Genomic DNA, 23,431 nt, shown 5'->3' with positions numbered 1-23,431 from the left:
AGCGACGCCATTTTACACGATTTCACAAAAAAGTAACTCTATAACCCTCTATCTCTATGGGGAATTTACGTTGGATACACAAACTCTGAATTTCAATAAGGTGCATTTTGTGACCAGCGCACCCGACATCCGTCACCTGCCAAATGATGGGGGTGTCGAGATTGCGTTTGCCGGCCGTTCCAATGCCGGTAAGTCATCTGCATTGAATACCTTGACCAAGCACAAGAACCTGGCTCGCACCAGTAAGACGCCGGGACGCACCCAGCTGATCAACCTGTTTGAGCTGGAACCGGGCAAGCGTCTGGTCGACCTGCCGGGCTACGGTTATGCGCAGGTTCCGCTGGAAATGAAGCTCAAGTGGCAAAAGTCGCTGGCGGAATATCTGCAGCGTCGTGAGTCATTGAAAGGTCTGGTGATCCTGATGGACATCCGCCATCCGCTCAAAGATACCGATATGAATATGCTGGAGTGGAGCTCTCACCGCAAACTGCCGGTCATGCTGCTGCTGACCAAGGCCGACAAGCTGAGCCCAGGTCCGCGCAACAATCAGGTCATCAAGGTACGCCAGGCCGTAGCCGAGCTGGGTCCGCAGATCCAGGTGGAAGCCTTCTCTTCCCTGACCCAGATCGGGGTCGAAAAACTGGCACAGACGCTGACTGGCTGGTATCTCGCAGGCGCCGATGAAATGGCTGACGATGAGCAAGCACCGCTCGAGGAGTAAGCTACGTCCTGTATACACCACAACCAAACCCTGCAATTGGCGGAGCAGCTCCTCCGCTGATTGAAAGGCTTTCAGTCTGCTTGCCATAACCCCCTCTCGCCAGTGACATCGCCCACTCCCTACGATGAGCTCTTGAAACACTATTTTTATCAATGGGATAAACAGTTAATTCTATATAACAATTAACTTTTCATCCCATTGGCAACGTTTTCAAAAATAGACGCCGGCGGAGGCGTTCCATCACCAAATAAGTACCAAAGTGAAATTTTATTACAAAGCAGTCAATGGAAAGGATAAAAATGAGGCCGGTTCTGCAAGCGCAGTACCGGCCTTAAACAATCAGTTCAAAAATTGGGAAGAAGCTAAATCTTGAGAACAAAGACGACTGGTTTTCCTCAAGAAGCCCCTTCATTCTAACAAACATTCGCCAACATTAAAGCATTTACTCTAAACGCAACCCATAAAAAAACACCCCGATGATGACTCACCGGGGCCGCTATTCAGCCACATTCAATTACGTGAAATAAAAGGTCTGAAAGATAGAACATCTTACCTCTGTACCCTACGTTGCTAACTGTATAGCAAAGCAGCAGAAAGTGAAAGTAATTTATGTAATTAAGTTTCACGAAAAATGAATTACATAAATTATGTTATTTTTCATATAGATAAAAAAATCCCCAGTACGAATACCGGGGAGTTATAAAGGTGACTAGCTAGCACTTCCTCAACTATCTAGTTAGTCAGCACAACTTGGCGCAAGTTCCGCTGCTTTGAGAAAAAACTTGAAAAAATCAGAGATAGATGGCGCCATCCTCTGCAAACTCTTGTTCCTCAATGAGTTTTTCAGCAATCTCTTCGATGTCAAAACGCACGCTTTCGAAAGCTCGCAGGATGTCTTCCTCTCTGGCGAGGGAGAGCCCGGTCATTTTCTCTAAACGCCTGCGACTGATGTAGCAATCCACCAGCGCCCCCATCTGCTGGGCAGGGAAGTGGATCCGCTGTTCATGCGCTTGCCAGTCGGCCAGCTCGGGAAACAAGATGCCTTGATTCATAAGGTCCCCAGATTTCGTTTCAGTTCTCTCAATACCTGTTTAGTCCCTGGCCGGATTCCGCGCCACACGGTAAAGGCTTCTGCCGCCTGTTCCACCAGCATACCGAGGCCATCTACGGTCTGGCGAGCCCCTTGCCCTTTGGCCCAGGCGATAAAGGGGGTATCGGTCGCGCCATACATCATGTCGTAGATGGCGATATCGGCGTGGATCAGCACCGGAGGGAGCGGCGGCAACTCTCCCTGCAGGCTGGCGGAGGTGGAGTTGATGATCAGATCGAAATGGCCGCCCAGCTGCTCATAGGTCTGGGCACTTACCGCCCCCAGATCACGAAACTCGGCAGCCAGCTGTTCTGCCCTGGCGTGAGTACGGTTGGCGATAACCAATGCCTCGGGTTGCTCGGCCAGCAGCGGTGCCAGCGCACCGCGCGCCGCGCCACCCGCCCCCAGCAGCAGAATCCTGCTGCCAGCAAGTGCCACACCATGCGCCTTGAGATCGGCCACCAACCCGGCACCATCTGTGTTGTCACCCAGCAGTACGCCATCATCGGTCAGCTTGATGGTGTTGACGGCCCCCGCCCGCCGGGCACGAGGACTCAGTCGATCGACCAGGGCGAATGCCTGCTCCTTGAAGGGGACGGTGACATTGCATCCCTTGCCACCTTGGGCAAAGAAGTCTCTCAGACTGGTGGCGAACTCTTCGACGGCCGGCTCGGCCAGACCATATTCCAGCTCCTGCTGGGTTTGCCTGGCAAACAGGGTATGAATAAAGGGAGATTTGCTGTGGCGCACCGGGTGGCCAAAAACCAGATAACGATCCATCAAAGAGTTCCTTCAGAGGGCAATCTCCCGATTTAACGGGTTTTCGCACTCAGGAACAAGCCGAATATCGGCCAATAAGAAGGGGCCATCATGGCCCCTCTCCTCTGGTCACAACCACTCGCGCGGTTTTAGGTAGTCACTGTAGAGCAATGCTTCCGGGCTGCCCGCTGACGGCTGCCAGTCATATTCCCAGCGCGCCAGCGGCGGCATCGACATCAGGATCGACTCGGTGCGCCCGCCAGTCTGCAAACCGAACAGGGTGCCACGGTCATACACCAGATTGAACTCCACATAGCGGCCACGACGATAGAGCTGGAATTCCCGCTCCCGTTCGCCATAAGCCAGCGCCTTGCGGCGCTCGACAATCGGTAGATAGGCATCGAGATAGCCCTTGCCAACCGCCTGCATAAAGGCGAAACAGTCGGCAAACGGCCAGCGATTAAGATCATCGAAGAAGAGGCCGCCAACGCCACGTGTCTCGTCCCGGTGCTTGAGGAAGAAGTAGCGATCACACCAGGATTTGAACTCGGGATAAATATCGGTGCCGAACGGCTGACAAAGATCGCGGGAGACCTGATGCCAATGCCGCACGTCCTCTTCGAACGGATAAAACGGGGTGAGATCGAAGCCGCCACCAAACCACCAGATCGGCTCCTCCCCCTCTTTCTCGGCGATGAAGAAGCGCACATTGGCGTGGCTGGTCGGCACATACGGATTGTGTGGGTGGATCACCAGCGACACCCCCATGGCCTCAAACCGGCGGCCCGCCAGTTCCGGCCGATGGGCCGTTGCCGAGGCCGGCATGGCATCGCCATGAACGTGGGAGAAGTTGACCCCTCCCTGCTCGATCACCGCACCGTGACGCAGCACGCGAGTGCGGCCACCGCCACCTCCTTCACGACGCCAGGCATCTTCCACAAAGTGTCCGACGCCATCGGCCAGTTCCAGACCACGGCAGATCTCGTCCTGCAACTGCAGCAGGAAGGCCTTGACCTGGGCCACATCCGGTTTGCTCATCTTGTCTCCAGTCAGCCAGGATCGTCGCCTGACCCTATTATTGTGATGTCGCCGGATGGGCTAAGCCGATCCGCATTGCTGCTCTCCGAGCGGTTCAAGAGGGGCGGATGATGGCGCCGGTTCTGGCATCCTTGATCTCGGACGGATTGGCCTGCCCCCCCACTTCGCCGGGCAGGATATAGGCCAGCTGACTCGCCAGCAATTCGCCGATATCCGCCACCCTGCGGGCAGGCTCTTCACCGGTCAGGTTGGCGCTGGTAGAGACCAGTGGCTTGCCAAAGGCACGACACAGCCCTTGTACCTGCGGATGGGCCGTCACACGCACCGCCAGGGTAGTGAACTGACCGGTCAGCCAGGCCGGGGTATTGCTGCGCGCCGGCATGATCCAGGTGAAGGGACCAGGCCAGCTCGCTTCCACCCAGGCCAGCTGCTCGCTGGTGAGCTGGTCCAGATCGATGTAATCCTGCAACTGAGCCAGATCGGCGGCGATCAGGATCAGTCCCTTCTCCACCGGGCGTTGCTTGATCGCCAGCAGACGGTGTACCGCCGACTCGGAGTCAGGATCACAACCCAGGCCAAATACCGCCTCGGTCGCATAGGCAATCACCCCATCGCGCTGGAGGGCGGCAACTGCAAGTTCAAATTCATTGGGCATAAAAAATGCGACAGCCGGGCTGTCGCCTCATCATTGATTAACATTGAGCCTACGAAACGGCGACCCTGGCGCCCCTCCCTTCATCGACCAGCGAGAGGCCGGTGGCGAACGGGGGGGGGGGTTGCCGTCTCGGAGCTTACTTGAGCAGGGCCTGCAAGGCGGCGTCCTTGGCCAGTACCTCGTCGGCATTTTTCTGGCGTTCGGCCTGCACCTTGGCCGCCAGTTCATCATCCGCCACTGCCAGCATCTGCGCTGCCAGATAGCCTGCATTCTTGGCACCGGCCTTGCCGATCGCCACGGTCGCCACCGGCACCCCGCCCGGCATCTGCACGGTGGAAAGCAGCGCATCCAGCCCCTTGAGCGGGCCGCCATCGATGGGCACACCGATCACAGGACGAGTCGTGATACCCGCCACGGCACCTGCCAGGTGAGCGGCGAGACCGGCGGCACAGATAAAGACCTTGCAGCCACGGGTTTCGGCGTCGGTCACGTACTGATGAGTCGCAGCCGGGGTACGGTGTGCGGAGGTCACTTTCACTTCTACCGCGATATCGAATGACTTGAGCACCTCGAGGGTGGTCTGCATCACCGGAAAATCAGAATCAGAGCCCATCAATACGGCAACAAAGGGTTTATTCATGGTGGGAATTTCCTTACTCCAAGTGGGGGGTTGAAGTTAGCCGAAAACGTTTCAATTCGCTTGTGGCGGCCGGATTATACCTGCTCGCTCTGGTGGCCGCATTTCTTTTGCGGACAGATCCAGCGCAGTGCTCCCCTCACCTTTTTCTCGACCATGATACCCCAGCCACATTGCGGGCAAGGCATGGGGACCGGCTTGTCATTCACCACATATTTGCAATGGGGGTAACCGTCGCAAGAGTAGAACTGCTTGCCATAGCGAGAGGTTCGGCTGATGAGGTGTCCCTTGCCACACTCCGGGCAGAGGATCTGGGTATCGTCGCTCTCCTGCAGGGATTCGATGTGCTGGCAGGCCGGGTACTGGGTGCAGCCGACAAACAGGCCATAACGCCCCTTCTTGATCGCCAGCGGCTGGCCGCAGTCCGGGCAGGCCGAGCCCTCAAGCACCTTCTCGATGTCACGACCGGACGGGGTCAGGGAGCGGATGTAATCACAGGCAGGATAGGCAGAACAACCGAGGAAGGGACCATGCTTGCCCTGGCGGATCACCAGCTCGGCCCCACACTGCGGGCACGGTTCGCGCTCGAAGGCATGTTCGTGGGCTGAAAAGAGGTGATGATCGATTTTTGACATGGGCCGCGCCTTGAAATCCAGATGACCTGAATTCTACCAGCGCGGCACCGGGCTGTCAGTGGATGACACCGTCTGACTCGTCAAACACCAGCTCTTCCATCTGCTGGTAGGCATTTTCACTGCCCGGTACGTTGAACAGCACCATCATGACGACCCACTTCAGATCGTCCAGCTCGATATCCGGTTTATCAAGCTCGAGCAGGCGCTCGATGCAGATTTCGCGGGTTTCGGCATTGAGTACCTGGGCTTGTTCCAGAAACAGCAGGAAACCACGGCACTCGGTACTGAGGCGTGCCAGTTCTTGTGGAGCATAAATACGCATAGAGCCTTGCGCGCTGGCGGCCACGTAGACCTCCCGCTCGCTGTCATGCAGGTTGGCCAGTCGCTCCAGCCAGTTGAGCGCCTTCTCGATCTCGTCTTTGTCGAAACCTGCCCGGCTCAGTTCGTCGGTGAGTTCATTCTGCTCGACCATCACATCTGCATCGCTGTGGATGTAGGTCTCGAAAAGGTACATCAATACATCAAACATGATTCGCCCTCCTCGCTCTGACGTATCCACCGGCTACCGCCATCACTGCACCGGCCAGCTCCAGCTCTACCAACCTGCCCAATACCACTTCGACAGGAAGCTGGGACCGTTCGGCAACGGTATCCACGCTCGTGGTCTCATAATCTACGTTATCCAACAAATCGGCATAAGGCAATTCGCTATTATTCGAATGCTCAGACAAGTCAGACACTTGCTGCAGCAGACCGACAAATCCGGGCAGCTCTTCCACTATATCGGCCGCGCTCAATACAAGTTTGGCCCCCTGCTGGATTAATTTGTTGCAACCTAGTGCCTGCACATTTTGCGGGGCACCAGGGACGGCAAAGACCTCTCGCCCCTGTTCCAATGCATAACGGGCCGTGATGAGCGAACCGCTCTGCTCGGCCGCCTCTACCACCAGGGTACCCAGCGACAAGCCACTGATGATGCGATTGCGCCGTGGAAAGTGCTCGGCCAGCGGTCCCTTGTCGGGGGCCAGCTCGGAGATAAGCAAGCCGCCTTGCGCCAGGATTTCCATGGCCAACCCCTGATGGCGCTTCGGATAGAGGCAGTCGAGCCCTGAGCCCAGCACGGCCAGGGTAGTCCCCCCTGTCGCCAACGCCTGCTGATGACAGACTCCATCGATGCCAATAGCCAGTCCGGAGGTGATGGCCAGCCCACAGGCGACCAGCTCAGCGCAGAGGCGGACAGCATTGTCCTTGCCGGCATAGGTGGGATGGCGCGTGCCGACCATCGCCAGCTGAGGAGCAGACAGGGCAGCCAGGTTGCCACGACAGTAGAGCAACAGCGGGGCGGCGGGGATCTCTTTGAGCAAAGTGGGATAGGCGGGGTCATCCGGACACAGGAGGTGATTGCCGGGCTCGGCGGCCCAGCTCAGCGCCTGCTCGACAACCGGCTGGGGCCACCTCATCTGCTGGATTTGAGCGCTCTGCAGACCAAGAGCTCGCAGGGTGCCGTCATCGGCGTCGAACAGGGTGACGATGTCACCGCCAAAATGGGCCAGCAGGCGAGCAGCGGTGACCGGACCGATACCAGTGACGGCATCCAGCGTCAACCACAGCGCGAGTCGCCCGGATGGAAGAGGCACGTCAGAAATTGCTGACCTGATAACCGGTGCTGACCATGTCCTGACTCTGCAGGATCAGGCCATAACTCAGCTTGTCGTACACCTTGAACAACATGACTCGAGCCACGGCCTCCGACGGCAGGGGTGGCTTGCCGGCCGAATAGAAGGCCTTGTCATAGACGGAGGAGTACTCCCGATAGGCGACCTTGCCATTCTTGCTCACCAGCCGGGCGCCGGGCCGCAGTATCTCCAGCACATCACCGGGTGCCACCTGATCACGTATGCCCTTGTTGATGAGCACGACGTCGAACTTGCCACCGCCGCGGGCCTTGCTCGGCAAATCGACGATATAGCCGGGCGAGATGACGGGGGCAGCCTTGGGAGTGAACACGGCGGAGAGGCTCTCCTGCGGCGGGAACGGCATCAGCTTGTCGCCCTGATACACCTCGCGCTGGTTGTGGCTGAGGGTTACCCGGGTGCGGCCGTCCGGCAGCAGGGCTTCCGCTCTGGCCGTGCCGACGAAGACCGCCTCTTGCCCCAGCTGTTCGCCACTCTTCTTGTCTTTGTAGATGGTCCCCGGATGATAGATGCCATAGTCCTGACCCGGGATCAGCGAGCCCTGTACGTAAAGGGTATCCCCCTCCAGCATGCCGATGTGTGCCTCATCATTGCCCAGCACATAAGGCAGCTGCTTTGCCTGCTGGCTGTCAGCCAGAATATGGTCGGTTTGCAGGAAAGGGCCGATCTCGCTGAGCGGCAGGGTTGGAATGGGGTTGGCCTTGTTCTCGTAACGACTCTTGGGAGAGAGGTGAACAACCTGCTTGCCGCCCTGCATCGCCTTGCCAAGCCGCGGCTCGCCGTTGACCCAACTCAGGTGCAGCACATCGCCTGGGTAGATCCAGTGTGGATTGGCGATCTGCGGGTTAATATTCCAGAGCCTTGGCCATAGCCAAGGCTCCGCCAGATACTGGCCGGAAATATCCCAGAGGGTATCGCCTTTTTGCACCACATAGGTCTCGGGATAACCCGCTTTCAGTTTCAGCTGGTCGGCCAGCACGCCCTGGCTCAGGGTGGCCAACAGACAGGCGAGGATGGTTTGCTTCAGATACATAACACTCCCTGTTACTTCTGCGCGCAAAGTGTTGCTGTTTTTTGTCGGCGTAAATGACTAGAATTACGCCAATATTGACTGCATTTATACGAAACTAAAGAAAAAACTATGGCCATTCTAGATGTATTGCGTTTCCCCGATGAGCGTCTGCGTACCGTCGCAGCCCCTGTCGAGACCTTTACACCCGAGTTACAACACATTGTAGATGATATGTTCGAAACCATGTACGCGGAGGAAGGCATCGGCCTCGCCGCCACTCAGGTCGACATTCATCAGCGCATCATAGTGATCGATGTCTCTGAAAACCGTGAAGATCCTCTGGTATTGATCAACCCCGAGATCATCGAACAGGCCGGCAGCACCGGCATCGAGGAAGGGTGCCTCTCCGTGCCCGGCAGCCGTGCCCTGGTACCCCGCGCCGAGTGGGTCAAGGTGCGCGCCCTGGATCGCCACGGCAAGGCATTCGAGCTGGAAGCAGACGATCTGCTCGCCATCTGCATCCAGCATGAGATGGACCATCTGGTCGGCAAGCTGTTTGTGGATTACCTGTCCCCGCTCAAGCGCCAGCGCATTCGCCAGAAGCTGGAAAAGATGGCCCGTGAAGATCGTAAAGTCCTCTGAGGATCTGCCCCATTGAATAAGCTGAAACTGATTTTTGCCGGTACTCCCGACTTCGCCGCCCGTCACCTGGCGGCGTTGTTGTCTTCCGACCACGAGGTCGTCGCCGTTTATACCCAGCCCGACAAACCTGCCGGCCGCGGCCAGAAGCTCACCGCCAGCCCGGTCAAGGAGCTGGCGTTGGCCCACGATCTGCCGGTCTATCAACCCGCCTCCCTGCGCAAGGAAGAGGCCCAGGCCGAACTGGCCGCCCTTGGCGCCGACCTGATGGTAGTGGTCGCCTACGGCCTGATCCTGCCCAAGGCCGTGCTCGACACTCCGCGTCTGGGCTGTATCAACGTGCACGGCTCCCTGCTGCCGCGCTGGCGCGGTGCCGCGCCGATCCAGCGCTCCATCTGGGCGGGCGATGCCGAAACCGGTGTCACCATCATGCAGATGGATGTGGGGCTGGATACCGGTGCCATGATCCGCAAGGTGAGCTGCCCCATCGTCGCCGACGAAACCTCCGCCAGCCTGTACGACAAGCTGGCCGGACTGGGCCCGCAGGCGTTGGTCGACACCGTCAATGCCATGGCTGCCGGCAACACCGCCGCCGAAGCGCAGGACGATGCGCTCGCCAACTACGCCGAGAAGCTCTCCAAGGAGGAGGCCCGCATCGACTGGTCGATGGAAGCCATCGCCATCGAGCGCTGCATCCGCGCTTTCAACCCCTGGCCCATCAGCTGGTTTGAAGTCGCCGGCCAGACCGTCAAGGTATGGCAGGCCGAGGTCGTCGCACAGGATCACGGCCAGGCGGCCGGTACCCTGCTCAAGGCTGACAAACAGGGGATCGACATCGCCACCGGCAAGGGTGTGCTGCGCCTGCTGACCCTGCAGCCGCCCGGCAAGAAGGCCATGTCCGTGACGGACCTGCTCAACTCTCGCCGCGACTGGTTTGAACCCGGCACGCAATTGAATTGAACTGAATTGACACAAGGCGGGGCCCAGGCCCCGACTTGCGCATCTAAGGTAACACTATGAAAACACGCGCACAGGCTGCTCTCGTCATTCAACAGGTGCTGGATCAGGGCCAGTCCCTCTCCGCCGTTCTGCCTGCTGCCCAGGAGAAGGTTGCGCCCCGCGATCGCGCCCTCCTGCAAGAACTCTGCTACGGCACCCTGCGCTGGCTGCCCCGCCTCGATGCGGCGGTCGGCGAGATGATGGACAAGCCGCTCAAGAACAAGAGCCGCATCTTCCACTACCTGATCCTGGTCGGTCTCTATCAGCTCATCTACACCCGCATTCCGGCTCACGCCGCGGTGGCCGAGACCGTCAACGCCGTCAAGCTGCTCAAGGGCACCTCCTTGCGCGGCCTCATCAACGGTGTGCTGCGCAACTTCCAGCGCAGCGCCGAAGTCATTCTGCTGCGCATCGACCGTGTCCCCAGCATCCGTCTCGGCCACCCGGAGTGGCTCACCAAGCGGCTGCGCCAGGCCTATCCGGATGAGTGGGAATTCATCATGGAGGCCAACAACCAGCGCCCGCCCATGTGGATCCGCAACAACAGCCAGCGCCAGAGCCGCGAGCAGATGCTGGCCCGCATGGCCGAGGCCGGCATCAATGCGATGGCCGGTGAAGAGGGTGAAGATTGCATCCTGCTGGAACGTCCCTGCGACGTGACCAAGCTGCCCGGCTTCGAGGTCGGCGACTGCTCGGTACAGGATGGCGCAGCACAACAAGCCGCCGCGTTGCTCGACCCGCAACCGGGCGAGTGGGTGTTGGATGCCTGCGCCGCCCCCGGTGGCAAGACCGCCCACCTGCTGGAGCGCCAGCCCGCGCTGGCCGGCGTGGTGGCGGTCGATGCCGACGACAACCGCCTCAAGCGGGTGCAGGAGAACCTGGATCGCATCGGCCTCACCGCCAAGGTGATCCACGGCGATGCCAGCACCCCGGATCTGTGGTGGCCGGAGGGTCAGTTCGACCGCATCCTGCTGGATGCCCCCTGCTCCGCCACCGGCGTCATCCGCCGTCACCCCGACATCAAGTGGCTGCGTCGGGATCAGGACATCCGCGAGCTGGCCGAGCTGCAACACCGCATCCTCGGCGCCCTCTGGTCGAAACTGAAAAGCGGCGGTACTCTGCTGTATGCCACCTGCTCCGTGCTGCCGGAAGAGAACCGCGACCAGATCCGCGCCTTCCTCGCGGCCACCCCGGACGCCATCCTGGTACCGCTGCATGCGCAGGACACCCCGGAGTGCCCGGGTCGCCAGTTTCTGCCGGGCGAGGCCGAGATGGACGGCTTCTACTATGCCAAGCTGATCAAGCGGTAAGCAGGGCCATCATCACGGCGGGTGCCGCTTGCGGCACCCATTACTGCCCAACATCGAGCGCGCTTTCCCTATGAGATTCATCCTGTTGATGACCGTCCCCACGCACCCTGGCCGCCGTTGCAACGGCGACGCTCATGAGGCCGTCCTATGAAGATCATCATTCTGGGCGCCGGCCAGGTCGGCGGCACCCTGGCCGAGAACCTGGCCGGCGAGAACAACGACATCACCATCGTCGACACCGACAGCGACCGGCTGCGCGAGCTGCAGGACAAGTTCGACCTGCGGGTGGTGAACGGCCACGGCGCCCATCCCAAGGTGCTGCGTGAAGCGGGTGCCCAGGATGCCGACATGCTGGTCGCGGTCACCAACAGCGACGAGACCAACATGGTCGCCTGCCAGGTGGCCTACTCCCTGTTCAACACCCCCAACAAGGTGGCGCGGATCCGCTCGCCGGCCTATCTGGTGGAGCGTGATCGGCTGTTCCTGCCCGAATCCGTGCCGGTGGATCACCTGATCGCCCCCGAGCAGCTGGTGACCGACTACGTGCGCCGCCTGATCGAGTACCCGGGTGCCCTGCAGGTGGTGGACTTCGCCGGCGGCAAGGTGGGACTGGTGGCGGTCAAGGCCTACTACGGCGGCCCGCTGGTGGGCAACGCCCTCTCCACCCTGCGGGATCACATGCCCAACATCGAGACCCGGGTAGCGGCGATCTTCCGTCAGGGCCGCTCCATCCGCCCGCAGGGCACCACCATCATCGAGGCCGATGACGAGGTGTTCTTCGTGGCGGCGGCGGGCCATATCCGCGCCGTGATGTCGGAGCTGCAGCGGCTCGAGAGCCCCTACCGGCGCATCATGATCGTCGGCGGCGGCAACATCGGTGCCGGCCTCGCCCGCCAGCTGGAGAAGCGCTACAGCGTGAAGCTGATCGAGCGCAACCAGAAGCGGGCGGAGCAGCTCTCCGAGGTGCTGGAAAACACCATCGTCTTCTGCGGCGACGCGGCGGATCAGGAGCTGCTGGCGGAGGAGCACATCGACCAGATCGACGTCTTCATCGCGGTGACCAACGAGGACGAGGCCAACATCATGTCGGCCCTGCTCGCCAAGAAGATGGGCGCCAAGAAGACCATGGTGCTGATCCAGCGCAGCGCCTACGTGGATCTGGTGCAGGGCGGTTCCATCGACATCGCCATCTCGCCGCAGCAGGCCACCATCTCGGCCCTGCTGACCCACGTGCGCCGGGCCGACATCGCCAACGTCTACAGCCTGCGCCGCGGTGCGGCCGAGGCCATCGAGGCGATCGCCCACGGGGACGAGAACACCTCCAAGGTGGTCGGCAAGACGGTAGGCGAGCTCAAGCTGCCGCCCGGCACCACCATCGGCGCCATCGTGCGCGGTGACGAGGTGCTGATCGCCCACGACCGGACCCAGATCCAGCAGGATGACCACGTGGTGATGTTCCTGGTGGACAAGAAGTACATTCCGGAAGTGGAACGTCTGTTCCAGCCAAGTCCCTTCTTCCTGTAATCTGCCCATGCACCCAGGCAGCACAACCCAGACCCGGCACAGCCTCTACCAGGGATTGTCCGGGTCTTTTGTCAATCAACGACCAGGTTATCTTGCATGATCAAGCTGCGTCCCATCATCTTCACCCTCGGGCTGGTGCTCTCCAAGCTGGCCCTGTTCATGTGGCTGCCCACCCTGCTGGCCCTGCTGACCGGCTCCGAGGGGTTCGTCGAGTTTCTCAAGTCGGTGCTGATCACCCACGGCGCGGCTCTGCTCTGCCTGCATTACGGCCGCAAGGCGGTGTTCCATCTCGGCGTGCGGGAGATGTTCCTGCTCACCACCTCGGTCTGGGTGGTGGCCTGCATCTTCGGCGCCCTGCCCTTCTTCTTCATCAATCACATCGACTTCACCGACGCCTACTTCGAGACCATGTCGGGGGTCACCACCACCGGCTCCACCGTGCTGTCGGGGCTCGACGGCATGGCCCACAGCATACTGCTGTGGCGCTCCATCCTGCAGTGGCTGGGCGGGGTGGGCTTCATCGTGATGGCGGTGGCGGTGCTGCCCTACCTCAACGTAGGCGGCATGAAGCTGTTCCAGACCGAGAGCTCGGATTGGTCCGACAAGAGTGCGCCGCGCGCCAAGACAGTGGCCAACAACATAGTGCTGGTCTACCTGGTGCTCTCCATGCTCTGCTTCCTCGCCTACTGGGTGAGCGGCATGACCCTGTTCGAGGCGGTCAACCACTCGATGACCACCCTCAGCACCGGCGGCTACTCCACCTCCGATCAATCCATGTCCCACTTCTCCAACTCGGCGCACTGGATCGGTACCGTCTTCATGTTCCTCGGCGGCCTGCCCTTCCTGCTCTATGTGCAGAGCCTGAGCCGGCGTGACAACAGCCTGCTCAAGGATGCCCAGGTACAGGGTTTCTTCTGGCTGGTGGTCTGGGTCACCGTGGTGGTCACCTTCTACCTGTGGCTAAGGGACATCTACGGCTTCATGGATGCCCTGCGCATCAGCTGCTTCAACATCGTCTCCGTGCTCACCACCACCGGCTTCGGGCTCGGTGACTTCGGCACCTGGGGCCCGCTCACCAGCATCATCTTCATCATTTTGCTGGCCCTCGGCGCCTGCTCCGGCTCCACCGCTGGCGGCCTCAAGATCTTCCGGGTGCAGGTGGCGTTCGCCCTGTTCAAGAAGCAGATGCGCCAGCTGATGCACCCCTCCGGCGTCTTCCCGCAGAAGTACAACGGCCGCCCGGTCAACGACGCCATCATCCGCTCGATGATCTCGTTCGTGCTGGCCTACTTCGCTGTCATCCTGCTGATCGCCGCTCTGCTCGCCGCTATAGGGCTGGATCCCCTGACCGCCATCTCGGGCTCCATCACCGCCGTCGCCAACGTGGGTCCGGGCATGGGGCCGATCATCGGCCCCAGCACCAACTTCGCCACCCTGCCGGACTCGGCCAAGTGGATCCTGTCGTTCGGCATGCTGCTGGGACGGCTCGAGATCCTGACCGTGGCGGTGCTCTTCTTCCCCTCCTTCTGGAAGCAATGACGGGAAGATGGCATGACCGCGAACGTCTGATTACGCCGTTGCGCGGCTAATCAAACCTACGGCCTTGGCTGCAATCGACAAGCCTGTGGATCCGTAGGTTCGAATAGCGAAGCGTATTCGGACGCGGCAACGGGGTTGGTAACGATGTGTATTCGGACACGCAAATGCAGAAGGGCAGCCACTGGCTGCCCTTCTTGTTGCATGAAGCTCCGTCTCACTCGGCCGGGTCTTCCCGTTCCAGTGCCCGGTTGACCAGCGGCTCGGGCAGGGTCTTGGTCACCTCCACCCCCAGCTCGCGAAAGCGTTCCACCTGGGCGATCAGGTTGCCGCGCCCGTTCACCAGCCGCCCCATCGCCTTGTCGTAGCTCTCCTGTGCCCGGTGCAGGCTGCCACCCAGCTGCTGCATCTCCTCCACGAACAGCCGCAGCTTCTCGTAGAGGCGGCCGGCCCGCTCGGCGATCTGGCGGGCATTCTGGTTCTGCCGCTCGTAGCGCCACAGGTTCTCTATGGTGCGCAGCGCCACCATCAGGTTGGTAGGGCTCACCAGCAGAATGTTGTTGTCGAGCCCGAATCGCACCAGCGAGGGATCGGCCTCCACCGCGGTGAGGAAGGCGGGCTCCACCGCCACGAACATCAGCACGTAATCGAGGGTGCGCACCCCGGGCAGCTGCTGGTAATCCTTGCGGCCCAGCTCGCGGATGTGGTTGCGCACCGAGGTGACGTGCTCTTTCAGCGCCACCGCCTTCTCCAGCTCGTCATCGCTGTTGTACCAGCGCTCGTAGGCGGTCAGCGACACCTTGGCGTCGATGATGATGTCCTTGTCCTGCGGCAGGTGAACGATGACGTCAGGCTGATAGCGCTTGCCCTTGTCCACCTCGATGTTGACCTGGGTGTGGTACTCGTGGCCTTCGCGCAGGCCGCATTCGCTGAGGATCCGCGCCAGCACCACCTCGCCCCAGTTGCCCTGCTGCTTGCTGTCGCCCTTGAGGGCGCGGGTCAGCGCCGCCGCCTCCTCGGTCATGCGGGCGTTGAGCTCGGCCAGGCGCTCCAGCTCGAACTTGAGGCTGTGGCGCTGGGCCGTCTCCTGGGCGTGGGTTTCCCCCACCTGGCGGCGAAAGCCCTCGAGCTGCTCTTTCAGCGGCGTCAGCAGCAGATCCAGGCTGTTCTGGTTCAGTTCGCGGAAGTTGCCCGAGTTTTGCTCGAAGATCCGGTTGGCGAGGTTCTCAAACTGCTGGCTGAGGCGCTGTTCCGCCTCCTGTTGCAGTTGCAGCTTCTCGGCGGCGGCCAGCCGCTCGCTGCGCAGGGTGGCTTCGGCATCCTTGAGACGAGCGGTGAGCTTGATCAGCAGGGTCTGCTGTTGCTCCAGCTTCTGCTGGCTCTGCAACCTTTCATCCTGCAGCTCGTCACAGCGATCCTGCAACGCCTGCTGGCGTTCCTCGCTCAGCAGCACCTGCTGGGCCAGCTGGGCCGCACCACGCCGGCCCACCAGCCAGCCGAGACCGACCGCCAGCACGACGCCAGCCAGCAGCAGGCTCCAGAGCCCGGGCTCGATCATTTGCGGCTCCGTTGACGCAGAAAGAGTTCGAGATAGCGGTTGAGCAGCAGCCAGAGCAGCACGTAGAGCAGATAGGCGGCCAGCACCACCCACTTGTGACTGTTAACTCCGGTGTCGAGCTCGACGAATTCGATCCCCTTGATGCGGCAGTAGCCCCACATCAGCAAGGGGAAGACATAGAGCAGAGAAGCACGCCACAGAAATAACCACATGAGTTCATTCAATCCTGCAAAAAGACCCGCCTAGCTTACACAAGGGCAACCCGGCTTGCGATCCTGGCCGGCGCTATTCTCTGGCTTGCGAAGGGAAACTTGGATAAAATTAACCCCTAATAGGTATCAGGGGTGAGCATGACTCATTTTTTCTGTCGCTGGCTGACGCAAGCATTGGGGGGCTCTCGCAAACCGGAGGTGGTTTGTCACGAAGCGCGTCCCCCCTGGGCCATCGAAGAGTCCCAGTTTCTCTCCCTCTGCTCCCGCTGCGGTGAATGCTTCAAGGCCTGTCCCAACGGCCTGCTCAAACCGGCCAACCAGCCCGAATATGACGACACCCCCATCGCCGGCACGCCCGTGCTGGATCTCGCCTGCGGCCAGTGCAGCTACTGCGGCAGCTGCGCCAGAGCCTGTCCGACCGGCGCCCTCGACCTGCAGCTGGGCCGCCAGGTGCAGACCCGGGTACGGATCGAGGCCAGCTGCCAGGCCCGGCAGGGCTTCTACTGCCTGCTGTGCGAAGATGCCTGCCCCCAGCAAGCGATCAAGGCCACCGCCGACGGTGTCAGCATCAACATGGCGGCCTGCGACGGCTGCGGCGCCTGCGGTCTCGCCTGCCTGCACGGCGCCATCACCCTGATCCCCCAGCTCTGAACTCAAATCCCGGACATGACAAAGGGGCCCGTGGGCCCCTTTGTCATGCTTGCCTGGCTTATGCCATGGCCAGAATCGAATCCTGTTCGATGCCGAGCAGGTGGCAGAGCCGGGTCGGATCGCGCACCGCATCGGCCAGGGTGTACTCCCCCAGCACCTCGAGGAAGGCGTTCATGGCGCGGCGCAGAATACCCTGGATGCGGCAGCCACCGGAGAGGCGGCAGTTCTCGCGCTTGCAGTCCACCGGGCAGAGCACGTGCTCCATGTCCATCACCACGTCGCGCAGGTTGATGGAGACGGCGGAACGGCCGAGCCGGATGCCGCCATGCTTGCCACGCACCGTCTCTATGTACCCCTTGATGCCAAGCTGATGCACTATCTTGACCACGTGGTTGCGGGAGATGGCAAAGGTATCGGCCACCTCGGTGATGGTCGACAGGCGATCTCCCGGCTGGACCGCCAGAAAAGTCAGGGTACGCAGGGCATAGTCGGTAAATCGTGTCAGTTGCATGGTCGCACTTGCCTCTTACTACAAGTCAGAAATCAGGACGACAACCTAAAGCTAAGAGGCGGGGAAGCGCTTGCGCCCGCGCAAGGTCCGCATCTTAATCTGAGTCGTGGAATGACAAGGTTAAGAGCAGCTCAGGCGGGTGTCGATGAAGATGCACATAAATCGACACTTTCTTTGATTGATCGCAAACTTGCAGGGTTAGTCCAAGGTTTTGGGGGGTTATGGCGGTTAAATTCGCCGGTTTTCCCCTCCGCCTCGGCCCGCGCAAGGAGACCTCATCGGTAACGATTCATGGCGGCTCAGTGCGGCTGCCTGAGCCAGTTTTTCAGGGCGCTGGAGGGGATGGAACTCTCGGAAGCGACCGCGAAGGCGCCCCAGTCCACCGCGCACTGCAGTGCATCCCGGATCGCCATGCCCCGAGCCAGCCCGTGGATCAGGCCGCCGGCGAAGGCATCCCCCGCCCCCGTGGTGTCCACCACCGACACCGGCCGCGCCGCCACCCGGATCTGCTCCTCGCCGTGAATGGCCACCGCTCCCGCCTTGCCTTCGGTCAGCACCAGCCAGGCCAGCTGCTCGCCGGCGATCTGGCGGGCGTGCTGCCAGGGGTCGCCCACCTCGCCGAGATCGGAGCGGGAGGCAACCAGCACGTGGCAGGGTCGACGCGCCTGGCCGCCCTTGGGATACTGGGCCACCACGAAGCTCTTGCCGAGCATCTGGCGCATGTAGCCGATGATGGCGGTGCCCGGGTAGTTCACGTAGAGGCAGTCCACCCCCTCGCTCGGCAGATCCCCCGGCAGATCCGGGCGCCGTGGCCGCCGAAGGATGGTGCGTTCGCCGGTGGAGTCCACCAGGATCAACAGCTCGCCGGTCTCGCCGCCAAAGCGCTCCACATGGCTGCAGTCCAGGCCGTAGCCCGCCGCCTGCTCCAGCAGCCAGTCGCCGGTTTCGTCCAGCCCGATGCGCGATGCGATGGTCACCTCGTGGCCGGCCCATACCAGCCCGATGCCGGTGTTGGCGGCGCCACCGCCGAGCCGGCGGCCCTGATCCAGGTATTGCAGGCGGGCACCGGCCACCAGGGGTTCGGAGAGGGAGAGCACGTGATCACAGTTGAGATTGGCGAGCAGCAGAATGCGGGACATGAAGAGACCTCACTGACAGGGGAACTCAGTATATGAGAAAGGGCCGTGACGGCCCTCCCTGAAATCGCGGGGTTTGTGAGCCCGCTCGACGTTTGCCGAGCGAGCGCGCGACGGCTGCGTCAGCCCAGTACCGACTCGGCGCTGACGTACTCGTAGCCGAGCGCCTGCGCCACCGCCGCCTGGGTGATCTTGCCCTTGAACACGTTCAGACCGGCTCGCAGGTGGCGATCGTCCTGCAGCGCCCGGGCGTAACCCTTGTCCGCCAGCGCCAGCACGAACGGCAGGGTGGCGTTGGTCAGCGCGAAGGTGGAGGTGCGCGCCACCCCGCCCGGCATGTTGGCCACGCAGTAGTGGATGATGCCGTCCACCACGTAGGTGGGCTCCTCGTGGGTGGTCGGGTGGGAGGTCTCGAAACAGCCGCCCTGATCGATGGCCACGTCCACCAGCACCGAGCCCTTGCGCATCAGCTTGAGCATGTCGCGGGTCAGCAGCTTGGGCGCCGCCGCCCCCGGGATCAGTACGGCACCGATCACCAGGTCAGCCTGGGCGATGCACGCCTCTATGTTGGTGCGGGTGGAGTAGAGGGTCTTGAGGGCCGGGCCGTACAGGCTGTCCAGCTCCCGCAGTCGCGGCAGGGAGCGATCCAGGATGGTGACGTCGGCCCCCAGTCCCAGCGCCATGCGCGCCGAGTTGACGCCGACCACGCCGCCGCCCAGCACCACCACCTTGGCGGGCGCCACCGCGGGCACCCCGCCCAGCAGGGTGCCGTTGCCCCCCTGCGCCTTCTCCAGGCTGTGGGCGCCGGCCTGGATCGCCATCCGCCCCGCCACCTCGGACATGGGCGCCAGCAGCGGCAGGCCGCCGCGATCGTCGGTCACCGTCTCGTAGGCGATGGCCACCGCCCCCGAGTGCACCAGCAGCTGGGTCTGCACCGGATCCGGCGCCAGGTGCAGGTAGGTGAACAGCAGCTGACCCGGCCTGAGCAGTTCACACTCCTCCGGCTGGGGCTCCTTCACCTTCACTATCATCTCGGCCCGGGTGAAGATCTCCGCCGCGCTGGCCACCAGTTCGGCACCGGCTGCCTGGTACTCGGCGTCGGACAGCCCGATCGCCTCGCCTCCCTGCTGCTGCACCAGCACCTTGTGTCCCCGGGCCGTCAGCTCCTGCACTCCGGCGGGAGTCATGCCGACCCGGTATTCATGGTTTTTGATTTCCTTGGGTACGCCAATAATCATGCTCGCTCTCCTGCTGTGATCCCGCCGGCAGCCTTGTCGGCGCCGGGCAGGATGCCCAAAAATTGCAACAACCACTGCATCATGGTGGCCGAATCCACCTCTCCCTCCAGCGAGGAGAGGCTGCGCTGGTAACGATCGTCCGGCAGCAGATCCCGCCGCCGCTCGATCAGCGCCCGGTTGTATTCCACCGAGAATTCCGGATGTCCCTGGATGGCCACTATGTGGTCACCCTGCAAAAACATGAAATTGGGACAAAAATCATTGCCCGCCAGCCGGGTGGCCCCCGGTGGCAGCTGCTCCACCTGATCCTGGTGGCTGGCCAGGATCCGGATGGTCTCGAGCCCAGGCTCCATCCAGGGTTGCCGCGCCAGCATGGGATGGACCGATACCCCCAGCCCCCAGCCTTTGGTGGACTTCATCACCTCGCCCCCCAGCGCCTGGGCGATCACCTGGTGGCCGAAGCAGACCCCGGCCAGCTTGACGTCGGCATCGTGGGCACGCCGGATCCAGTCGCGCAGCGCCCGGATCCAGGGGATGTCGCTGTAGGCATCGTGGCGCGAGCCGGTGATGAGCCAGGCATCGCACTCGTGCAGATCGGCCGGCAGCTCGCCATCGAGCGCCGACCAGACCCGAAACTCCAGCCCGGGGGCCAGCGCCCGGAAGCCCTTGATAAACATCTCGGAGTAAACGGGGCCGAAATCCCCCACCAAGTCGGGGTCCAGCCGGTCACAATCGAGAATTCCCAGTCGCATCTGTTACTCCTTCACAGTGATAGCGGCGAACGAAGGTGGATTCCTGCCACCGGGCCATGTCCGGGCTAGCTGCTGCATGGTTGATTACTTCATGGTCGGCATGGAGAACTCCGCGCCCGCCCGCAGGCTCTGGGGCCAGCGGGCAGTCACCGTCTTCATCCGGGTATAGAAGCGCACCCCATCCGGCCCGTGCATGTTGAGCGGCCCGAAGATGGACCGCTTCCAGCCACCAAAGCTGTGAAACGCCATGGGCACCGGGATGGGAACGTTCACCCCTACCATACCGACCTGCACGCGGGCGGTGAAGTCCCGCGCAGTGTCGCCGTCACAGGTGAAGATGGCGGTGCCGTTGCCGTACTCGTGTTCGTTGATGAGCCTGAGCGCCGTCTCGTAGTCCGGCGCCCGCACGATGGCCAGCACCGGGCCGAAGATCTCCTCCCGGTAGATGCGCATCTCGGGGCCGACCCGGTCGAACAGGCTGCCGCCGATGAAGTAACCCTCACCGTGGCTCAGGCCCCGACCGTCCACCACCAGCTCGGCCCCCTCGGCCTCCCCCTGATCCACATAGCCGCGCACCTTGGCCAGGTGCTCGCGGCTGATGAGCGGCCCCATCTCGTTCTCCGGGCTCTGGCCCAGCCCCGGGCCCACCCGCAGCGCCGCCACCAGCGGCGACAGCCTGGCCACCAGCGCATCGGCCGTCTCATCCCCCACCACCACGGCCACCGAAATGGCCATGCAGCGCTCGCCGGCCGCACCGTAGGCCGCCCCCATCAGGGCGGAGACCGCCAGCTCGAGATCCGCATCCGGCATCACCAGCATGTGGTTCTTGGCGCCGCCCAGCGCCTGTACCCGCTTGCCGTGGGCCGAGGCGGTGGCATAGATGTACTGGGCGATGGGGGTGGAGCCGACGAACGACACGGCCCCGACCCGCGGGTCGGTCAGCAGCACGTCCACCACCTCCTTGTCGCCGTTGACCACGTTGAGCACCCCGTCCGGCAGGCCGGCCTGCTTGAGCAGCTCGGCCATGCGCAGGGAGAGGGACGGATCCTTCTCGGAGGGCTTGAGAATGAAGGTGTTGCCGCAGGCGATGGCCACCGGGAACATCCACAGCGGCACCATGGCCGGGAAGTTGAACGGAGTGATGCCGGCGCAGACCCCCACCGGCTGCATCATGGAGTGGCTGTCGACCCCGCGGCCCACGTTGAGGGAGTGCTCCCCCTTGAGCAGATGGGGAATGCCGCAGGCAAACTCCACCACCTCGAGACCACGGGTCAGCTCGCCCTGAGCGTCGGAGAACACCTTGCCGTGCTCGCGACTGATCAGCCGCGCCAGATCGTCCCTGTGCTGCTCCATCAACTCCTTGAAGCGAAACAGCACCCGGGCCCGCACCAGCGGCGGGGTCTGCGCCCAGTCGGCCAGGGCGCGCTCGGCGCTGGCGATGGCATCCTTGCACTCGGCGGCGGTGCTGAGCACCACCTGGCCCTGCTGCTGGCCGGTGGCCGGGTTGAAGATGGCTCCGAAGCGCTCGCTGCGGCTCTCGGTCATCTCGCCGTCGATGAAGTTGCTGACCCTGTATGTCATAAATCCTCCGTGATGGGTAATGCGTGCCTGTCCGCGCCGCCCCGGGGAGCAGGCACGGGCAAGTGGCGCCGCGACGGGCGCCATCAACCGGTTAAAAGTCAGTCCTGGGCCTGCAGGGCGTCCTGCAGCAGGGTGAAGAGATCGTCGATCTGGCTGCGCTCGATGATGAGGGGCGGCGACAGGGCGATGATGTCGCCGGTGACCCGGATAAGCGCCCCCTTCTCGAAGCAGCGCACGAACACCTCATAGGCGCGCTTGCCCGGCGCATCCGGCATGGATTCGAGCTCGATGCCCGCCACCAGCCCGTAGTTGCGCACATCCTTCACGTGCTTGCAGCCCTTGAGCGAATGGGCCGCCTCCTCCCAGTAGCCCGCCAGATCGGCGGCGCGGCTCAGCAGGTTCTCGTTGCGATAGATTTCGAGGGTCGCCAGGCCCGCAGCGGCGGCCACTGGATGACCGGAGTAGGTGTAGCCGTGGAACAGCTCGATGGCCCCCTTGCCGGCCGCCATCATGTCGTCATAGATGGCGTTGCTCACCAGCACGGCCCCCATGGGGATGGCGCCGTTGGTCAGCCCCTTGGCACAGGTGATCATGTCGGGGATGACGTCGAACTCCTGGGCGGCGAAGGGGGCACCGAGGCGGCCGAAACCGGTGATCACTTCGTCGAAGATCAGCAGGATGCCGTGTTTGGTGCAGATCTCCCGCAGCCGCTTGAGGTAGCCTTTGGGGGGCATCAGCACGCCGGTACTGCCGGCGATGGGCTCGACGATCACCGCCGCTATGTTGCTGGCATCGTGCAGGAAGACAATCTTCTCCAGCTCGTCGGCCAGCGCCACATCCTCCTCGGGCAGCCCCTTGGTGAAGGCATTCTTGGCGATGTTGAGGGTGTGGGGCAGGTGATCCACCCCGCCCAGCAGGGAGCCGAACCACTTGCGGTTGCCGGGGATGCCGCCTACCGAGATGCCGCCGAAGCCGACCCCGTGGTAACCGCGCTCACGGCCGATCAGCCGGGTACGGGTGCCCTGGCCGCGCGCCCGCTGCCAGGCCAGCGCGATCTTGAGCGCGGTATCCACCGATTCCGAACCGGAGTTGGTATAGAAGACGTGGCCGAGCCCCTTGGGGGCGATCTCCACCAGCCGGTTGGCCAGCTCGAACGGCAGGGGGTGTCCCATCTGGAACGTAGGGGCAAAATCAAGGTGGGAAATCTGCTGGGAAACTGCCTCGGCAATCTCGCGCCGACCATGACCCGCGTTGCAACACCAGAGCCCGGCAGTGCCATCCAGTATCTTGCGGCCATCCTCTGAGTGATAATACATCCCCTCTGCCGACTTCAGGATGCGCGGCGCCGCCTTGAACTGCTGGTTGGCGGTGAACGGCATCCAGAAAGCGGACATGTCGGAGGGAGTATTGATGTCGCTGATCGGTTTCATGGTCACCTCATCCTTAAGGTGTTTAGTAACTATCGGCCAATGCCTATTAAATTAAACACCTGAAATCTTAAAAAAGGGCTCAAACTTGCCCCATATGGTATCACCCGGCTAGC

24 protein-coding genes are annotated in these 23,431 nt (G+C 62.1%); 7 read left to right on the top strand and 17 right to left on the bottom strand.

The window, feature by feature from the left end:
* Positions 1-70 precede the first annotated feature (70 nt).
* Complete coding sequence (gene yihA, locus PG900_RS18680) at positions 71-721, top strand: ribosome biogenesis GTP-binding protein YihA/YsxC (RefSeq protein ID WP_029302461.1); 651 nt, start codon at positions 71-73, stop codon at positions 719-721.
* Between the two features lie 791 nt (positions 722-1,512).
* Here yihA and PG900_RS18675 read toward each other — a convergent pair.
* The 9 genes from PG900_RS18675 to PG900_RS18635 all read right to left on the bottom strand — a co-directional run bounded on the left by PG900_RS18675 (position 1,513) and on the right by PG900_RS18635 (position 8,262).
* On the bottom strand, positions 1,513-1,773 hold the full coding sequence (locus PG900_RS18675) for a DUF1488 domain-containing protein (protein ID WP_016349082.1): 261 nt from the start codon (positions 1,771-1,773) through the stop codon (positions 1,513-1,515).
* Positions 1,770-2,591, bottom strand: a complete 822-nt coding sequence (gene aroE, locus PG900_RS18670) for a shikimate dehydrogenase (RefSeq protein WP_139705519.1) — start codon at positions 2,589-2,591, stop codon at positions 1,770-1,772. The genes PG900_RS18675 and aroE overlap by 4 nt, the downstream gene beginning before the upstream one ends.
* A gap of 108 nt (positions 2,592-2,699) precedes the next feature.
* Positions 2,700-3,608 (bottom strand): oxygen-dependent coproporphyrinogen oxidase, encoded by a 909-nt coding sequence (gene hemF, locus PG900_RS18665; RefSeq protein WP_270801306.1) that lies wholly within the window; start codon positions 3,606-3,608, stop codon positions 2,700-2,702.
* 94 nt (positions 3,609-3,702) lie between these two features.
* Positions 3,703-4,263 carry a Sua5/YciO/YrdC/YwlC family protein gene (locus PG900_RS18660; protein ID WP_270801304.1) on the bottom strand — a complete coding sequence of 187 codons (561 nt, stop codon included), beginning with the start codon at positions 4,261-4,263 and terminating at the stop codon, positions 3,703-3,705.
* A gap of 136 nt (positions 4,264-4,399) precedes the next feature.
* A complete protein-coding gene (gene purE / locus PG900_RS18655) occupies positions 4,400-4,903 on the bottom strand; it encodes a 5-(carboxyamino)imidazole ribonucleotide mutase (RefSeq protein WP_016349078.1) in 504 nt (167 codons plus the stop codon).
* A gap of 74 nt (positions 4,904-4,977) precedes the next feature.
* Positions 4,978-5,535, bottom strand: coding sequence for a DNA topoisomerase family protein (locus tag PG900_RS18650; RefSeq protein WP_017410581.1), 558 nt, complete (start codon positions 5,533-5,535; stop codon positions 4,978-4,980).
* Between the two features lie 55 nt (positions 5,536-5,590).
* Entirely contained in the window at positions 5,591-6,064 is a 474-nt protein-coding gene (locus PG900_RS18645; RefSeq protein WP_011704269.1) for a DUF494 family protein, read from the bottom strand.
* Entirely contained in the window at positions 6,057-7,172 is a 1,116-nt protein-coding gene (gene dprA / locus PG900_RS18640; protein WP_270832009.1) for a DNA-processing protein DprA, read from the bottom strand. The genes PG900_RS18645 and dprA overlap by 8 nt, the downstream gene beginning before the upstream one ends.
* A gap of 1 nt (position 7,173) precedes the next feature.
* On the bottom strand, positions 7,174-8,262 hold the full coding sequence (locus tag PG900_RS18635) for a LysM peptidoglycan-binding domain-containing protein (RefSeq protein ID WP_039214794.1): 1,089 nt from the start codon (positions 8,260-8,262) through the stop codon (positions 7,174-7,176).
* Positions 8,263-8,370: 108 nt separating this feature from the next.
* Here PG900_RS18635 and def point away from each other — a divergent pair, with 108 nt between their 5' ends.
* The 5 genes from def to PG900_RS18610 all read left to right on the top strand — a co-directional run bounded on the left by def (position 8,371) and on the right by PG900_RS18610 (position 14,252).
* Complete coding sequence (gene def, locus PG900_RS18630; protein WP_011704266.1) at positions 8,371-8,883, top strand: peptide deformylase; 513 nt, start codon at positions 8,371-8,373, stop codon at positions 8,881-8,883.
* A 12-nt stretch (positions 8,884-8,895) separates the two neighbouring features.
* Positions 8,896-9,840 (top strand): methionyl-tRNA formyltransferase, encoded by a 945-nt coding sequence (fmt, locus tag PG900_RS18625; RefSeq protein ID WP_270801295.1) that lies wholly within the window; start codon positions 8,896-8,898, stop codon positions 9,838-9,840.
* A 56-nt stretch (positions 9,841-9,896) separates the two neighbouring features.
* Positions 9,897-11,189: a 16S rRNA (cytosine(967)-C(5))-methyltransferase RsmB gene (gene rsmB, locus PG900_RS18620; protein WP_124252680.1), complete on the top strand. Its 1,293-nt coding sequence runs from the start codon at positions 9,897-9,899 to the stop codon at positions 11,187-11,189.
* Positions 11,190-11,336: 147 nt separating this feature from the next.
* Positions 11,337-12,713 (top strand): Trk system potassium transporter TrkA, encoded by a 1,377-nt coding sequence (gene trkA, locus PG900_RS18615; protein ID WP_011704263.1) that lies wholly within the window; start codon positions 11,337-11,339, stop codon positions 12,711-12,713.
* A gap of 96 nt (positions 12,714-12,809) precedes the next feature.
* Positions 12,810-14,252: a TrkH family potassium uptake protein gene (locus tag PG900_RS18610; RefSeq protein WP_011704262.1), complete on the top strand. Its 1,443-nt coding sequence runs from the start codon at positions 12,810-12,812 to the stop codon at positions 14,250-14,252.
* A gap of 214 nt (positions 14,253-14,466) precedes the next feature.
* On the opposite strand, the gene rmuC is transcribed toward PG900_RS18610, so the two are convergent.
* Together rmuC and PG900_RS18600 are read right to left on the bottom strand one after the other, a co-directional pair.
* On the bottom strand, positions 14,467-15,807 hold the full coding sequence (rmuC, locus tag PG900_RS18605; protein WP_270832007.1) for a DNA recombination protein RmuC: 1,341 nt from the start codon (positions 15,805-15,807) through the stop codon (positions 14,467-14,469).
* Complete coding sequence (locus PG900_RS18600; protein ID WP_016349071.1) at positions 15,804-16,019, bottom strand: hypothetical protein; 216 nt, start codon at positions 16,017-16,019, stop codon at positions 15,804-15,806. Before PG900_RS18600 ends, rmuC begins: the two co-directional genes overlap by 4 nt.
* Positions 16,020-16,157: 138 nt before the next feature.
* Here PG900_RS18600 and PG900_RS18595 point away from each other — a divergent pair, with 138 nt between their 5' ends.
* A complete protein-coding gene (locus PG900_RS18595) occupies positions 16,158-16,670 on the top strand; it encodes a ferredoxin-type protein NapF (protein ID WP_011704259.1) in 513 nt (170 codons plus the stop codon).
* 58 nt (positions 16,671-16,728) lie between these two features.
* Here PG900_RS18595 and PG900_RS18590 read toward each other — a convergent pair whose 3' ends face one another.
* The 6 genes from PG900_RS18590 to PG900_RS18565 all read right to left on the bottom strand — a co-directional run bounded on the left by PG900_RS18590 (position 16,729) and on the right by PG900_RS18565 (position 23,318).
* On the bottom strand, positions 16,729-17,181 hold the full coding sequence (locus tag PG900_RS18590; protein ID WP_011704258.1) for an Rrf2 family transcriptional regulator: 453 nt from the start codon (positions 17,179-17,181) through the stop codon (positions 16,729-16,731).
* A gap of 299 nt (positions 17,182-17,480) precedes the next feature.
* Entirely contained in the window at positions 17,481-18,320 is an 840-nt protein-coding gene (locus PG900_RS18585) for a PfkB family carbohydrate kinase (protein ID WP_252376085.1), read from the bottom strand.
* A 119-nt stretch (positions 18,321-18,439) separates the two neighbouring features.
* On the bottom strand, positions 18,440-19,555 hold the full coding sequence (gene ald, locus PG900_RS18580) for an alanine dehydrogenase (protein WP_270832006.1): 1,116 nt from the start codon (positions 19,553-19,555) through the stop codon (positions 18,440-18,442).
* Positions 19,552-20,307: a glutamine amidotransferase-related protein gene (locus tag PG900_RS18575; RefSeq protein WP_270832005.1), complete on the bottom strand. Its 756-nt coding sequence runs from the start codon at positions 20,305-20,307 to the stop codon at positions 19,552-19,554. The genes ald and PG900_RS18575 overlap by 4 nt, the downstream gene beginning before the upstream one ends.
* 84 nt (positions 20,308-20,391) lie before the next feature.
* Positions 20,392-21,888 carry a CoA-acylating methylmalonate-semialdehyde dehydrogenase gene (locus PG900_RS18570; RefSeq protein ID WP_270832004.1) on the bottom strand — a complete coding sequence of 499 codons (1,497 nt, stop codon included), beginning with the start codon at positions 21,886-21,888 and terminating at the stop codon, positions 20,392-20,394.
* A gap of 98 nt (positions 21,889-21,986) precedes the next feature.
* Positions 21,987-23,318 carry an aspartate aminotransferase family protein gene (locus PG900_RS18565; RefSeq protein WP_011704253.1) on the bottom strand — a complete coding sequence of 444 codons (1,332 nt, stop codon included), beginning with the start codon at positions 23,316-23,318 and terminating at the stop codon, positions 21,987-21,989.
* Positions 23,319-23,431: the final 113 nt, after the last annotated feature.

Source organism: Aeromonas sp. QDB03, assembly GCF_027707985.1.
Classification (GTDB): domain Bacteria; phylum Pseudomonadota; class Gammaproteobacteria; order Enterobacterales; family Aeromonadaceae; genus Aeromonas; species Aeromonas hydrophila.
The sequence above is the reverse complement of the archived record's forward strand: the minus strand, read 5'-3'. Positions and strand labels throughout refer to the sequence as shown.

Coding starts and splice junctions, on each gene's coding strand:
- rsmB (WP_124252680.1), top strand. CDS start 9,897: ATGAAAACACGCGCACAGGCTGCTCTCGTCATTCAACAGGTGCTGGAT.
- PG900_RS18590 (WP_011704258.1), bottom strand. CDS start 17,181: ATGCAACTGACACGATTTACCGACTATGCCCTGCGTACCCTGACTTTT.
- PG900_RS18585 (WP_252376085.1), bottom strand. CDS start 18,320: ATGTCCCGCATTCTGCTGCTCGCCAATCTCAACTGTGATCACGTGCTC.
- purE (WP_016349078.1), bottom strand. CDS start 4,903: ATGAATAAACCCTTTGTTGCCGTATTGATGGGCTCTGATTCTGATTTT.
- PG900_RS18660 (WP_270801304.1), bottom strand. CDS start 4,263: ATGCCCAATGAATTTGAACTTGCAGTTGCCGCCCTCCAGCGCGATGGG.
- PG900_RS18565 (WP_011704253.1), bottom strand. CDS start 23,318: ATGAAACCGATCAGCGACATCAATACTCCCTCCGACATGTCCGCTTTC.
- PG900_RS18600 (WP_016349071.1), bottom strand. CDS start 16,019: ATGTGGTTATTTCTGTGGCGTGCTTCTCTGCTCTATGTCTTCCCCTTG.
- PG900_RS18610 (WP_011704262.1), top strand. CDS start 12,810: ATGATCAAGCTGCGTCCCATCATCTTCACCCTCGGGCTGGTGCTCTCC.
- PG900_RS18650 (WP_017410581.1), bottom strand. CDS start 5,535: ATGTCAAAAATCGATCATCACCTCTTTTCAGCCCACGAACATGCCTTC.
- rmuC (WP_270832007.1), bottom strand. CDS start 15,807: ATGATCGAGCCCGGGCTCTGGAGCCTGCTGCTGGCTGGCGTCGTGCTG.
- PG900_RS18635 (WP_039214794.1), bottom strand. CDS start 8,262: ATGTATCTGAAGCAAACCATCCTCGCCTGTCTGTTGGCCACCCTGAGC.
- PG900_RS18675 (WP_016349082.1), bottom strand. CDS start 1,773: ATGAATCAAGGCATCTTGTTTCCCGAGCTGGCCGACTGGCAAGCGCAT.
- hemF (WP_270801306.1), bottom strand. CDS start 3,608: ATGAGCAAACCGGATGTGGCCCAGGTCAAGGCCTTCCTGCTGCAGTTG.
- aroE (WP_139705519.1), bottom strand. CDS start 2,591: ATGGATCGTTATCTGGTTTTTGGCCACCCGGTGCGCCACAGCAAATCT.
- PG900_RS18575 (WP_270832005.1), bottom strand. CDS start 20,307: ATGCGACTGGGAATTCTCGATTGTGACCGGCTGGACCCCGACTTGGTG.
- trkA (WP_011704263.1), top strand. CDS start 11,337: ATGAAGATCATCATTCTGGGCGCCGGCCAGGTCGGCGGCACCCTGGCC.
- PG900_RS18570 (WP_270832004.1), bottom strand. CDS start 21,888: ATGACATACAGGGTCAGCAACTTCATCGACGGCGAGATGACCGAGAGC.
- def (WP_011704266.1), top strand. CDS start 8,371: ATGGCCATTCTAGATGTATTGCGTTTCCCCGATGAGCGTCTGCGTACC.
- ald (WP_270832006.1), bottom strand. CDS start 19,555: ATGATTATTGGCGTACCCAAGGAAATCAAAAACCATGAATACCGGGTC.
- PG900_RS18595 (WP_011704259.1), top strand. CDS start 16,158: ATGACTCATTTTTTCTGTCGCTGGCTGACGCAAGCATTGGGGGGCTCT.
- PG900_RS18645 (WP_011704269.1), bottom strand. CDS start 6,064: ATGTTTGATGTATTGATGTACCTTTTCGAGACCTACATCCACAGCGAT.